This window comes from Porphyromonas loveana (assembly GCF_003096695.1).
Taxonomy (GTDB): Bacteria; Bacteroidota; Bacteroidia; order Bacteroidales; family Porphyromonadaceae; genus Porphyromonas; species Porphyromonas loveana.
Map to the genome: position 1 here is coordinate 1 of NZ_QEKY01000005.1, position 13,555 is coordinate 13,555.

9 protein-coding genes are annotated in these 13,555 nt (G+C 50.6%); 7 read left to right on the forward strand and 2 right to left on the reverse strand.

Annotation, left to right across the window (positions count from 1 at the left end):
- The first annotated feature begins 321 nt into the window (after nt 1–321).
- From clpP to mutL, 7 genes are all read left to right on the forward strand, one after another.
- Nucleotides 322–990 (forward strand): ATP-dependent Clp endopeptidase proteolytic subunit ClpP, encoded by a 669-nt coding sequence (clpP, locus tag C7382_RS03480; protein WP_116678938.1) that lies wholly within the window; start codon nt 322–324, stop codon nt 988–990.
- A 31-nt stretch (nt 991–1,021) separates the two neighbouring features.
- Nucleotides 1,022–2,257, forward strand: coding sequence for an ATP-dependent Clp protease ATP-binding subunit ClpX (gene clpX / locus C7382_RS03485; RefSeq protein ID WP_116678939.1), 1,236 nt, complete (start codon nt 1,022–1,024; stop codon nt 2,255–2,257).
- Between the two features lie 55 nt (nt 2,258–2,312).
- Nucleotides 2,313–4,490: a DNA helicase RecQ gene (gene recQ, locus C7382_RS03490; protein WP_116679056.1), complete on the forward strand. Its 2,178-nt coding sequence runs from the start codon at nt 2,313–2,315 to the stop codon at nt 4,488–4,490.
- A 38-nt stretch (nt 4,491–4,528) separates the two neighbouring features.
- Nucleotides 4,529–5,902: a peptidylprolyl isomerase gene (locus tag C7382_RS03495; RefSeq protein ID WP_207772700.1), complete on the forward strand. Its 1,374-nt coding sequence runs from the start codon at nt 4,529–4,531 to the stop codon at nt 5,900–5,902.
- 202 nt (nt 5,903–6,104) lie between these two features.
- The gene (locus tag C7382_RS03500) at nt 6,105–7,841 is read left to right on the forward strand and encodes an OstA-like protein (RefSeq protein WP_243405649.1); all 1,737 of its coding nucleotides are present in this window, start codon (nt 6,105–6,107) and stop codon (nt 7,839–7,841) included.
- Nucleotides 7,832–8,173, forward strand: coding sequence for a hypothetical protein (locus tag C7382_RS03505; RefSeq protein WP_116678941.1), 342 nt, complete (start codon nt 7,832–7,834; stop codon nt 8,171–8,173). Before C7382_RS03500 ends, C7382_RS03505 begins: the two co-directional genes overlap by 10 nt.
- Nucleotides 8,170–10,032, forward strand: a complete 1,863-nt coding sequence (gene mutL / locus C7382_RS03510; RefSeq protein WP_116678942.1) for a DNA mismatch repair endonuclease MutL — start codon at nt 8,170–8,172, stop codon at nt 10,030–10,032. The genes C7382_RS03505 and mutL overlap by 4 nt, the downstream gene beginning before the upstream one ends.
- A gap of 372 nt (nt 10,033–10,404) precedes the next feature.
- Here mutL and sigP read toward each other — a convergent pair whose 3' ends face one another.
- Together sigP and C7382_RS03520 are read right to left on the reverse strand one after the other, a co-directional pair.
- On the reverse strand, nt 10,405–10,986 hold the full coding sequence (sigP, locus tag C7382_RS03515) for a T9SS-regulating ECF sigma factor SigP (RefSeq protein ID WP_116678943.1): 582 nt from the start codon (nt 10,984–10,986) through the stop codon (nt 10,405–10,407).
- A gap of 146 nt (nt 10,987–11,132) precedes the next feature.
- Nucleotides 11,133–12,782, reverse strand: a complete 1,650-nt coding sequence (locus C7382_RS03520) for a diphosphate--fructose-6-phosphate 1-phosphotransferase (RefSeq protein ID WP_116678944.1) — start codon at nt 12,780–12,782, stop codon at nt 11,133–11,135.
- Nucleotides 12,783–13,555 lie beyond the last annotated feature (773 nt).

Genomic DNA, 13,555 nt, shown 5'->3' on the forward strand with positions numbered 1-13,555 from the left:
TAACTAAGGTGCTAGTGCCGTAAAAGGCGTCCACGCGAGGTAAGTAACAGTGCCATGCGAAAGAGTTCTTTTGCATGGCACTGTTTTTTTGTGAAGATAGAATAAAACGAAAATTATCTCCGATATGCTATCTCGTCATCATGAGACTCAAATCCGAACAGCAATGTTGCGCTTTATGATGCACGTAGAATGTACCGGCAGAAAAAAGATTTTTGGTGCGAGGAAATTTCTTACCTTTGTTAGCATCGCTCTGCCACGCAAGGCGTATGCCGGCGACAAACAAAGCCAAACAAAAAATAAAGAGAAAACAAAAAGACCGTAATGAACGAATTCAAGAAATATGCGACCCGACACTTGAGCCTCAATGCCCAAGCGTTGGATGACTACACAAAGATCCAAAGCAGCTACATCTCTCCCACCATCATCGAAGAACGACAGCTCAACGTAGCTCAGATGGACGTCTTCTCACGTCTGATGATGGACAGGATCATCTTCCTCGGCAGTCAAATAGACGACTATGCCGCCAACGTGATCCAAGCACAACTACTCTATCTCGACAGTGCCGACCCGGGCAAAGACATCTCCATCTATCTAAACTCCCCGGGGGGATCGGTATATGCAGGATATGGTATATATGACACGATGCAGTACATCGGCTGCGATGTGGCTACCATCTGCACCGGTATGGCCGCCTCCATGGCTTCCGTTCTACTCGTAGCCGGAACAAAGGGGAAGCGTTTCGCACTGCCCCACTCTCGTGTGATGATACACCAACCGCTCGGAGGAATGCAGGGGCAGGCCAGCGATCTGGAGATTGCAGCCCGCGAGATACTGCGCGTCAAGAAAGAATTATACTCGATCATCTCCTCTCACAGTGGCAAGTCCATTGAGGAAGTGGAGCGCGACAGCGACCGTGATTATTGGATGACTGCTCCTGAAGCACTGGCATACGGCATGATCGACAAAATCCTCGAAAAGAACAGCAAGTAACTCCCAGCCCAATAGTACCTATTGACATATAATGGCCAAGAAGAAAGACGAAGAGTACTGCAGTTTCTGCGGCGCACCGAGGAGTCAGACCAATCTGATGCTGGAGGGCATCAACGCCTTGATCTGCGACGAGTGTGCCCGACGAGCCGGAGAAGTAATCGAAGAAGCGCTACATAAAGCCAACCAGAGCGCGGCTGAGAAACTCACCAAAGAGGCTCTGCCCCATCCTATTGAGATCAAAGATTTCCTGGACTCCTACGTGATCGGACAGGAAGATGCCAAACGTTTTCTATCTGTAGCGGTGTATAACCACTACAAGCGTCTGCTCCAGAATGACGACAAGGATGGTGTGGAGATTGAGAAGAGCAACATCATCATGGTAGGCTCTACCGGTACGGGTAAGACCCTGTTGGCACGCACCATAGCTAAGATGCTGCATGTTCCCTTCGCTGTAGTAGATGCCACAGTACTCACAGAGGCAGGATATGTGGGAGAGGATATAGAAAGCATTCTCACCAGACTACTACAAGCTGCAGACTATGATGTTAAGCAAGCTGAGAGAGGTATTGTCTTCATTGATGAGATAGACAAGATCGCACGCAAAAGCGACAATCCGTCCATCACCCGCGACGTAAGTGGTGAGGGCGTACAACAAGGACTACTCAAGCTCCTTGAAGGATCGGTGGTGAACGTGCCGCCACAAGGCGGTCGCAAGCATCCCGAACAGAAGATGATCCCCGTGGATACGAAACACATCCTCTTTATCTGTGCAGGAGCCTTCGACGGCATCGAAAAGAAGATCGCTCAGCGACTGAACACTCGCATGGTAGGTTATACCGCAGGGCTGCAGAACAAAAAAATCGATCGTGAGAATATGCTCCGCTATATCCGCCCACAAGACCTGAAGTCGTACGGACTGATTCCGGAAATTATCGGCAGATTGCCGATTTTGACTCATTTGGAGCCATTGGATAGGACAGCTCTGCGCAACATTATGACAGAGCCCAAGAACGCTATCACCAAGCAATACGAAAAGCTGTTTGCGATGGATGGCATCAAGCTCTCGTTTACGCCGGACATGTTGGACTTTGTTGTCGACAAGGCAGTAGAGTTCAAACTTGGTGCCCGTGGGCTACGCTCCATCGTAGAGACCATCATGATGGATGCCATGTTTACCATGCCATCCGGCAAAAAGAAAACATTAGTAGTGGACAAGGCTTACGCCGAAGCGCATCTGGCTGTTGACGAACTGCTACAAGAAGATTAATCGACACATCTGAATAGTGCAAATAGGCGCAGGCAAAGCACAAAAAGAGCAGATCATGGACATCAATCTGGCCGAAAAGTTACAGCTGTATTTTGGATTTGACCGCTTCAAGGGCAATCAGGAGGCTATCATCAAGAACGTCTTGAATGAAAGAAACACCTTCGTACTCATGCCTACAGGCGGGGGCAAGTCGCTATGTTATCAGCTGCCCGCAATGTTGATGCCAGGAACGGCCATTGTCGTATCGCCCCTCATCGCTTTGATGAAGAATCAGGTCGATGCGATGCGCAGCTTCAGCGCCAAGGATGGTGTGGCTCACTTCATGAACTCTTCGCTGAATAAGACTCAGCTCGAACGTGTTAAGAAAGATGTGCGCGACGGGCTGACCAAACTCTTATATGTGGCTCCCGAATCTCTGACCAAAGAGGAGAACATCGCTTTCTTGCATGATGTGAATATCTCATTCTATGCTATAGACGAAGCTCACTGTATATCGGAATGGGGGCACGACTTCAGGCCGGAATACAGACGTATTCGCCCTATTATCAACGAGATAGCACCGAGGCCAATCATCACCCTCACGGCGACAGCCACGCCGAAAGTACAGCACGACATTCAAAAGAATCTGGGAATGATGGACGCCGATGTCTTTAAATCATCGTTCAATCGCCCCAACCTTTTTTACCATATTCGGCCGAAAACGCAAGACGTAGATCGTGACGTAGTCAAATACATCCTTTCAAACCCCGGAAAGAGTGGAATTGTCTATTGCATGAGTCGAAATAAAGTAACTACTTTTGCGCAAGTTTTGCAGGCCAACGGGATAAAGGCCCTTCCCTACCACGCCGGATTAGATCCGAGTGAGCGGGCACACAACCAAGATGCATTTCTGAGCGAAGATGCAAGCGTGATAGTCGCAACGATCGCCTTCGGGATGGGCATTGACAAACCGGATGTGCGATATGTAATCCATTACGACATGCCGAAGAGTCTCGAGGGATATTACCAAGAGACCGGTCGTGCCGGCCGTGATGGAGGAGAAGGCGAATGCATAGCCTTCTATCGAGCCAAAGACCTGCAACGCTTGGAGAAATTCATGCAAGGCAAACCCGTCTCCGAACAAGAGATAGGGCGACAACTATTAGCCGAGACTGCGGCATTTGCCGAAAGTCGGGTATGCCGACGCAAGCTGTTACTCCATTATTTTGGTGAAGAATATTCTCAAGAGAACTGTGGCGCATGTGACAACTGCGCAGGTACGTATAAACACGTGGAAGCAAAAGAATTATTATTGAACGTTTTGGAAGCTGTCTCTGCACTAAAAGAACAGTTCAAAACGGAGTATGTGATAAGCGTCTTAATGGGCGAACTCACTCCCGATGTGGAATCATTCGGTCATCAGGAATTGGAAGTTTTCGGCATCGGAAGTGACGAGTCGGAAGCAACGTGGGCTGCAGTCATTCGACAAGCGCTCCTTTCCGGCTACCTAAGTCGCGACATTGAGAACTACGGGCTATTGAAAGTTACTGCAAAAGGCAAGAAATTCGCCCTCAAACCCGTTTCTTTCAAGATCGTTGAAGAGAGCGAAGAGGACGAGGAAGAGGATGCAGCTAAGGCCGGAGGTCGAGGATCGAGCGGAGCCATGGATCCTGTTCTATTCTCCATGATGAAAGATCTTCGGAAGAAGTTGGGAGCATCTCTCAAGCTCCCCCCCTATGTAATCTTCCAAGATCCTTCTCTGGAAGCAATGGCCACTTTCTATCCAGTAACGATAGAAGAGCTACAGAATATCCCCGGTGTTGGAGCAGGGAAAGCTGCACGCTATGGCAAAGAATTCTTGGTGCTGATACGTCGACACGTGGAAGAGAACGAAATCGAACGACCCGAAGATATGCGCGTCCGTACGTTGGCGAACAAATCGAAGATGAAAGTTTCCATCGTGCAGCAGATCGACCGCAAAGTAGCCCTCGATGACATAGCCATGAGTCATGGCTTAGACTTCCCAGAGCTACTGTCCGAAGTAGAAGCTATCGTCTATTCCGGCACTCGTATTAATATAGACTACTTCATCAGTGAAGTCATGGACGAGGATCATCTTGAAGACATATACGAATACTACAAGGAATCCACGACAGACTGCTTAGAAGAAGCAATGAAGGAGTTAGGGCACGATTATTCGGAGGAAGAGATTCGTCTGGTTAGGATCAAGTTCTTATCAGAAATGGCAAACTAATCGCATCTGTGAGGATGCAACAAAAAACTGTACACAAGATGAAAAAGGCAGGAATGCGAATCGGCATATTATTGTCACTGCTGTGTTGGATACTTCCTTCTGTAGGACAAAAAAACGTAATAGACGAAGTGGTGTGGATGGTAGGAGACGAACCCATCTTGCGTTCGGACGTAGAAGCGACCAAACGCTTCCTGCTCAGCTCCGGTCAGGCGCTCCAAGGCAATCCAGACTGTTACATTCCGGAACAAATAGCGATCCAAAAGCTTTTCCTCAATCAAGCCAAGATAGACAGTATCGAGGTGAGCGAATCAGACGTGAATCGCTACGTGGATATGTATCTCTCAAATTACATTCAGCAGTTCGGCTCCAAGGAAAAGATGGAAGAGTACTTCAATCGAAAGTACACACAGATACGCGAAGAGCAGCGTGTAGAGGTACGAAATGGAGAGATCGTCCGTCTCATGCGCAGGAAAATTGATGAGAACGTAAAAGTTACTCCCTCAGAGATTCGTCAATACTTTGCCTCTCTGCCTCAGGACAGTTTGCCCTATATCCCCACAACGGTAGAAGTACAATTGTTGTCCATTAAACCTGTTATTTCTCTACAGGAAACGGATGCTATCAAAAAGAGATTACGCGAATTCTCTGATGAGATCAACGATGGTCGACGTGACTTCTCTACAATTGCCCGATTGTATTCCGAGGATAACAAGACGGCTCTGCAAGGAGGAGAATATGGCTTTGTCAGTAAAGCTTCTTTAGATGCAGAGTTTGCACGAGTAGTCTTCTCCCTCAACAACACCAAGCGCGTATCTCCTATTATCAAGACCGACGATGGCTACCACATCGCCCAGTTAATCGAAAAAAGAGGTGACGTCATCAATTTCCGACAAATCGTCCTTAAACCAAAAGTGTCCAACATAGCACTAACGGAGGCAACCTCGAAATTGGACAGTTTATATGCGCTCATCAACGACGGCAAACTCACATTCGAAAAAGCAGTAACCCTCCACTCTGAAGATACAGACACGCGAAACAATCAGGGCCTCATGGTCAATAAAGACCTTGAGAGCGACTTCTATAGCTCCTCTCGCTTCAAGTATGAAGAGCTGCCTCAGGACATTAGTCAAGCTGTTTATAATTTGAAACCCAATGAAATATCCAAACCTTTCGTCTTGAAAACAGACAGAGGCAGCGAAGAGGTTGTAATAGTGAAAGTCAAGAATAGAATCGAAGGACACAGAGCCAATATGAACTCCGACTTCCAGACAATCAAGGCACTCGCACTCAACAAGAAAAAAGAAAGCGTGGTGGATGCGTGGATTCTCAAAAAACAGAAGGAAACCTACATTCACATCGAACCGGCTTACCGCAACTGCGAATTCCGCTATCCGGGTTGGTTGGAAAAATAATGCATCCTTTCTGAGGATAGCTGGCTCTCCTTCGAGCATGGTCTTTCCTCCAGACGACAACCCAATGAAAAAGGGAGAAAAGCAGGCATCTCGGTTTAGCTGCCGACACTTAGTGGCAATAGTTCTGATTGCCATTATCTCTTTTTCTGCGCTTGCCTCCCTCCAAGGCCCCCCACCCAAAAGAGAAAAGGGAAGAACGCATGTGGTTCTTGAGCACGCTGACGAACTACGTTACGAAAGAATATACAACCCCGACGTCCAACGCTTGATCGGGAATGTCGTCATCAAGCACGAAGGAGCAGTGATGCGCTGCGACAGCGCTCACCTCAATCAGAAAGAAAATACATTCGAAGCTTTCGGACAAGTCTCTATGCAACAGGGTGACACCGTGTCTATGTACGCCCGCTACCTCCACTACGATGGCAATCTCAAGTTCGCTCGACTACGCCATTCGGTTCGATTGGAGAATCGTTCCGCTACCCTCTTCACCGACAGTTTGGACTACGACCGAGTAGAGAATCTCGGCTACTATTTCGATGGTGGTAGCATTGTCGATTCGCTCAACACCCTCACTTCCAACTACGGAGAATACTCCCCCACGACTTCCGATGCCGTATTTCGCAACAACGTCCACCTCGAAAACGAGGACTACACCATGGACACGGAAGAACTCCACTATAATACGGATACAAAGATCAGCTACATCATGGGACCGACGGAGATGAAGTCGGACTCCGGCTACATCGTATCCACCCGTGGCGTTTACGATTCCAATACCGATGTAGGTATATTATTGGATCGCTCCGTGGTGTACTCATCTAACGGTGCTAAGCAGTTGACCGGTGACTCCATTTTCTACGACCGAAAGAACAGTTTTGGAGAAGCCTTCGGCGACATGATCCTCACAGACACCATCAATCGCTCTTCTCTCTACGGCGATTATGGCTACTTCGATGAGAAGAAAGACTACGCCTTCGCCACCCAACGAGCCTACCTGATAGACTACTCCAAGCCCGATACGCTGTGGACTGCGGCCGACACATTGGAGCTGATCACCCAACGACGTATTCCGGAGGACAGGCGGATCGTTCGCGGCTATAGACACGTCCGCGTTTTCCGCTCGGATGTACAAGCAATTGCCGACTCCTTACAGTACGACTCTCGCGATTCCATCCTGCACCTCTATGACAATCCCATCATGTGGAACGAAGATGCACAACTCAGTGGCGACACGATATGCTTCCAGTTCCGTAATGATAGTCTGGAATATGTGGATGTGCTAGACAAAGCTCTTGCAGTCCGGCAGATAGACACGCTCATGTACGACCAACTGGCAGGTCGTCGAATGCGCGCCTATATACAGGACAGTCTTGTCCGCCAACTACAGGTACACGGCAATGCCGAAGTCATCCAGTACGAGCAGCACAAGCGATCTAAGCGATGGTATCTGATGAATAGGATAGAAGCTCCCAGCATCATAGCCGACTTCGAGAAAGGACAGATACAAAAGGTACTCCTTCAAGGAGTAGCCACGGGCAAAGGCTACCCCATCAAGATGCTCACTCCCGAACTACAACGCCTCGCATCCTTCCGTTGGGAAGAAGCCATGCGACCAAAATCAAAGAACGATCTCTTCCGTAGTCAACCAGATTCGGTCGTTGTCCACCGATCTTTATCGGATCTCCGACGATTTAGAGGTGCTCAGGCCGCACTACTTGCTTATACGGCATTGGCTGCTGAAGAGAAAAGAGATTCTTTGGCTACAGCCGCTCTCACACAAGATACTAAGCAAGCTGATTCGACTGAGCAACCACCGATCAATTCGGAGCCACAGCTATCACCCTTCATTGCCAGACCGACTGAAGACAGCCAGCAAAAGGATTTCTTCGACATTTTCTTCACACCACACATTTTCAACAGAGAACAACCATGGGATTAGGATCATTCTATAAACAACGCAAGCCACGGTCTTTCGACCACAAACCCATCTATTACGATCAGCGCAACGACGAATTGCAGAAACGCATCGATCGTATCCGAAGAGAAGTCGAAATGGAAGAAGCCGAGAAGAATGGTCAATCTTCAACATGCGACTATTCCGACTATCACCCTCAAATACGTGGCACCTTCGCCGAAGGCACACAACACCTCAGAGGGCGACAATTGCAGGGAGAGACCCAATCCACACGCTCGGGACGGACGCTTCGCATGTTGGTATTACTCATCGCCATCTGTGCTCTCTCTTGGTTGGTTTATAGATTTATTTTATGAGCGATGTTATCCGCCTGCTTCCCGACAGCATCGCCAATCAGATCGCAGCCGGCGAAGTCATCCAGCGCCCCGCCTCTGTTGTCAAAGAACTCTTAGAGAATTCACTGGATGCAGGAGCCACGGCCATCCGCTTGGATATACGTGAAGCCGGTCGCGAACTGGTGCGCGTCACTGACAACGGCAAGGGCATGAGCCAAAGCGATGCCCGCATGGCCTTCGAGCGCCATGCTACCTCCAAGATAGCCTCCTTCCAAGACCTCTTCACCCTCCGTACGATGGGCTTCCGCGGCGAAGCATTGGCCTCCATAGCAGCCGTCGCACAAGTAGAATTGCTCACTCGCAGAGCTGAGGACGAACTGGGCACTCGCCTCACGATCAACGGCTCTGAAGTCGGAGAAGTCACTACCACTACGGCTCCACAAGGCTGTATCATCAGCGTGATGAATCTCTTCTTCAATGTACCGGCTCGAAGGAAGTTCCTCAAATCTAACGAGACTGAGCTGAAACACATCCTCACCGAGTACGAACGCGTAGCCCTCGTCAATCCTCATGTTGCCTTCTCTGTCTATCACGCAGGCGAGTTGATGCAGGACTTGCCCGTCGCTCCGCTCAAGAAGCGCATTCTTGATGTCTTCGGCAAACGGATGGAGCGGGATCTCATTCCAGTGGGGATGAAAAGCCCCATCACCAACATTACCGGCTTTATCGGTCGGCCCGATGGTGCCCGCAAGCGCGGCGCCCTGCAATATCTCTTTGTGAACGGACGCTATATGCGTCACCCCTACTTCCACAAAGCTGTGATGGCAGCCTACGAAGCCATCATTCCGCAGGGCACGATGCCCAATTATTTTCTCTACTTCGATCTCGACCCTTCCTTGATAGATGTCAATATCCACCCGACGAAGACCGAGATCAAGTTCTCCGACGAACACGCCATCTTCAAACTCCTCGGTGTCGTCGTGCGCGAAGCCCTCAGTTCCAGCAATGCCGTCCCCTCGATCGACTTCGACCGCAAGGAACTCATCGACATACCCGTCTACCAAGGTCCGGGACGCGACATAGCCCGCCCGGCCGTTGACCTCGATCCCTCCTACAATCCTTTCAAGGAAAAGGGACTATCCGAATCCACCCGCAGCCCGCGTCGCCAATCCCCCGACCTCGGATGGAACGAGCTGTTCAAGCAGTTCGAAGCCAAACGCGATATGGAGAAAGGAACCTCCGCTCCGGCACCGACCGAAGAGCTTTTCGAGATAGCCGACCTCCCTCACGAGACACCGACCGTCTCTCCGCAGACCTCTACCGACTCGCTCTGCTACATCCACCGCGGGCGCTATCTGGTCACCAGTCTGAGCAGAGGGCTCGCCCTCATCGATTATCACCGCGCACATAAGCGCATCCTCTACGATCGCTTCCTTGCCAACGAAGCAGCCCGCCACATCGAGCAGCAGCCACTCCTCTTCCCCGAGGTCCTTGAGTTCAATCCTTCAGATGCACCCGTGGTCAAACGTGCAGTCGAAGAGTTGCAGACCGTAGGCTTCGAGCTGTCATCCCTCGGCGCAGCCTGCTACTCCTTGCTTGCAGCACCTGTACAGGTGGTGGACAATGCAGCAGACATCGTGCGCGACGTCATCCACGCCTCCATCGAAGATGGTAAATCCACCCATGAGCAGATGCTGGAGCTCATCGCCACCAAGGTAGCAGAATACCAAGCCATCCCCCGCAGCAAGGGCTTGACCATTGAGGAAGCCAATGATCTCTTGGCGGAGCTATTCGCCTCAGACGACTCCACCTACACCCCTGACGGCAAGATCATCGTCAGCATCATAGACGAAGCAGACATCACGCGCCGCTTCGACTAAGCCGCATCCCACATCTACACGCAGAGGGGGCGACACAGGGGAATATAATCTCCCTATGTCGCCCCCTCTCTTTTTCTTCTGCAAAGAAGGAGATCTTGTGTGTGTCAGCCACGAAAAGCAAAAGCCCGCATCACGAACAACGTGCGCGAGCCAAAAGCCTCAATTTGTCGAGGGTTTGTTGGTGTCTCAATGCGCGGCGTTCTTCCGCAGCATCGAAGAGAATTTGCAGCTTTTTGCTGTCGAAAATCCGGTAAATGTCTGTCATAAGCGTTCTTGGCAAGGGAGTTATCAGTTGAAAGGGCAACTTACCCTCTCACTGCCACTTACTGAACGCTCACAATTGTCATTTTATTGTACCGGAACGATAATCTCTCAAGCCAGCGAGCCCATCATCTTGCGCAGATTGATCAGAGCATAGCGCATACGCCCCAGTGCCGTATTGATGCTCACGCCCGTGGCTTCTGCAATCTCCCGAAAGCTCATATCCTCCCAGTAGCGCATCCGCACCACTTCCTGCTGCACCTCGGGCAGAAGCCCCAGATACTGCTCCAGCTCATCTATCGTAGCCTGTTCGATCAGCTCCTCTTCGGCCGTGAGGCGGGTGTCCGGCACGCGCTCCACCGGTGCGGCATCCTCGTCATCGAAAGACTGTAGGCGTGCGCCTTCCCCTTTGATGCGACGATAATGATCCATCACCAGATTGTGCGCCAGACGCAGCAACCAAGCCTTGAACTTACCCGCGGCCACGTATTGCCCACGTCGGAGGGTGTGGATCACCTTGATGAAAGTGTCCTGAAAGATATCTTCCGCCACGTCGGCGTCGCTTACGGAAAAACGGATGTATGTGTGGACAACAGCGTCATACCGGGATAGTATGACATCGAAAGCCTCATCGCATCCTTCTGTATAAAGGCCGACCAACTCATCGTCAGTCAGCTTATGGAAATTACTCATTAGAGAATCCTCCTTATTTTTTACTATTCAGAAGGTAATAATGCGTCAATAGGCTTATTGTTTTAGTTAGACTCTTTGCAAAGGAAGAAAAATATTCTGATAATTCCAAGCGTTCTATCCCTCTGCCTCGTCATTGAGGAGGGGACTCAACGCCCCGTCCTCTCCAACTGCAGCGTGATCGTGGGACTGTCAGACACCGCTTCCGGCCCGAAGAACTGTATGGGGCCGGGGTAAACATACTCCGTACTCAGCGCCCACTCGCGACGCATCTCGCGGAGCGCCCTGTAAGGCTCGCCCTCCATCTCCACCAGGGCCTTGCGGATGACCGGCTTCTCCTTGCCGCTGCGGCGTTCCATGTTCATCATCATCGTCATGGGCACACCACCGGCAGCCCATTCCGAAATGGGATCGGCCAGGTTCTTCACCGAGGCCATGTAGCCCGTCTTGCCGGCAGCGATCAGGATGGCAGCTGCACGTCCCAGGCAATAACAATAGTCGGCATCGAAATTGGAAGGCATGGCACAACGTCCCTCGTAGCCGAAGAAGTGAGTGAGCGTGCTGAACTTCCCGTGGAATCGTCCCTCCTCGGTCCACTCCGCCAGCTTCTGAGCCGTCATGTCCGCAAGGAGCTTCTCCGTGGCGATAAGCGATACCTGTACATTGCCGTGCGGGTCGCGGTCAGCTATGAGCTGCTGAGCCACATCGGCAGGCAGGCTCCGATACAATGCGGCGTTCTCCTCACTGAGTTTATTGGTGATGTACACCCGCTGTGCCGAGCGCTTGATGAGCTTGAACTCGGCATCGTTCTGCGACAGGAATTCATTCAGCTCCTTAATCAGACGCCTCATGGCGGGCAGGAATTCGATCAATCCCTCCGGTATCAACACCGTCCCGAAGTCCATCCCAGCCTCCGAACGGCGCACCACCGTCTCGGCTATATAGGTCACCACATCGTCCAAGAAGTAGTTATTGGCCTCCACCTCTTCCGAGATGATACAGATATTGGGGTGCGTCTGCAGGGCACACTCCAGCGTGATATGCGAGGCCGAACGCCCCATCAGCTTGATAAAGTGCCAGTACTTACGTGCCGAATTGCAGTCCCGCTGTATATTACCGATGAGCTCACTATACACCTTCGCCGCCGTGTCGAAGCCGAACGAAGCCTCTATCTGAGCATTCTTCAGGTCGCCGTCGATCGTCTTCGGGCAGCCTATCACCTGTATGCCGGCACCGATGGAGGCATAGTATTCCGCCAGGATGCAGGCGTTAGTATTGGAGTCATCACCGCCGATGATGACCAGCGCCTTGATCTCCAGCTCGCGCAGGATCTCCAAGCCGGCCTCGAACTGCTCAGGCTTGTCCAACTTGGTACGCCCCGAGCCTATCATATCGAAGCCACCCGTATTGCGGTACTCGTCGATCACCTCTGCCGTCAGCTCCCGATACTTATGCTCGATAAGCCCCTCAGGCCCCATGAGGAACCCGAATAGCCGGCTCTCTGCATTGAGTGCCTTCATCTCGTCGAATAGACCCGCAATCACATTGTGCCCGCCCGGCGCCTGACCGCCCGACAGGATAACCCCCACATTGGCAGCCGGATACTCTTTCATCTCACTCCCCGGCAGGAAGGAAACAAGCGGTAAGCCGTATGTATGTGGGAAAAACGCTGCGATCTCTTCTCGGTCCGACACCGACTCGGTAGCCGCCCCCTCGACCACCTTCACCGCCCCTCGGAGCGACGCCGGCATCTTGGGTTGGTAGGACATACGCGCCAGATGTAATGCACTCTTTGCCATAACTGTATATTACGTAATTGGATTATACTCTATTCTTTATTCTCTGTCCGACGTATCCTGTCGGTCGGAGTAAGAACAAATTTAGTCATTATTCCCGCCAGACCATCCCTCCACCTGCAAAGAAGGAGACATTATCAAAATCCCCTAATTACCCGAATTGTTCAATAGCCCGAGACGAGCCGTCATGTCAATTCTTGTCACTTGCAGCTTCTTTGTTTATGCGCCAAAAAAGTTTTCAACACCGAAGAGCTGTTTAGATTCATTCCAAATAAGCCTCTTTCAAAAGAGTGATCACCGAACAAGAAGAGGCTCAAAATGCAATTTCGATCATCGAAATTGGAGGTTTCAATGCTTGGATGACAAACTTTATAAACATCAGAATCAATCTTTATAAAGATCACTTCCAATAATTAGATTAATTGCAGATAAACTTTATAAAGGTTACATCCTAACTCTATAAAGTTTACAACGGACTAAAGGCCCTTTCTGTATGCAAAAAAAGAGAAGTCCCCGCCACGCTCGGCTACGAACGTGGCGGGGACTTGATGATTTCGACGATGCCGATCGGCCTTTATTCCTCGCTATAATGTACCATCAGCCCAAACGTTTTTTACACACCTCTCTATGCACAACCAATGTTGTGCAGGCTCACAAAGGGAGAAAAGAATGGAAGCAGGGCAAAGCCCGCAGGTTACTGATGCGTTTCTTCGGTTCATGTTCACAGTCATTTACTACTATATTGCCATACCGATCGGCCTTGCACCTGATATTCA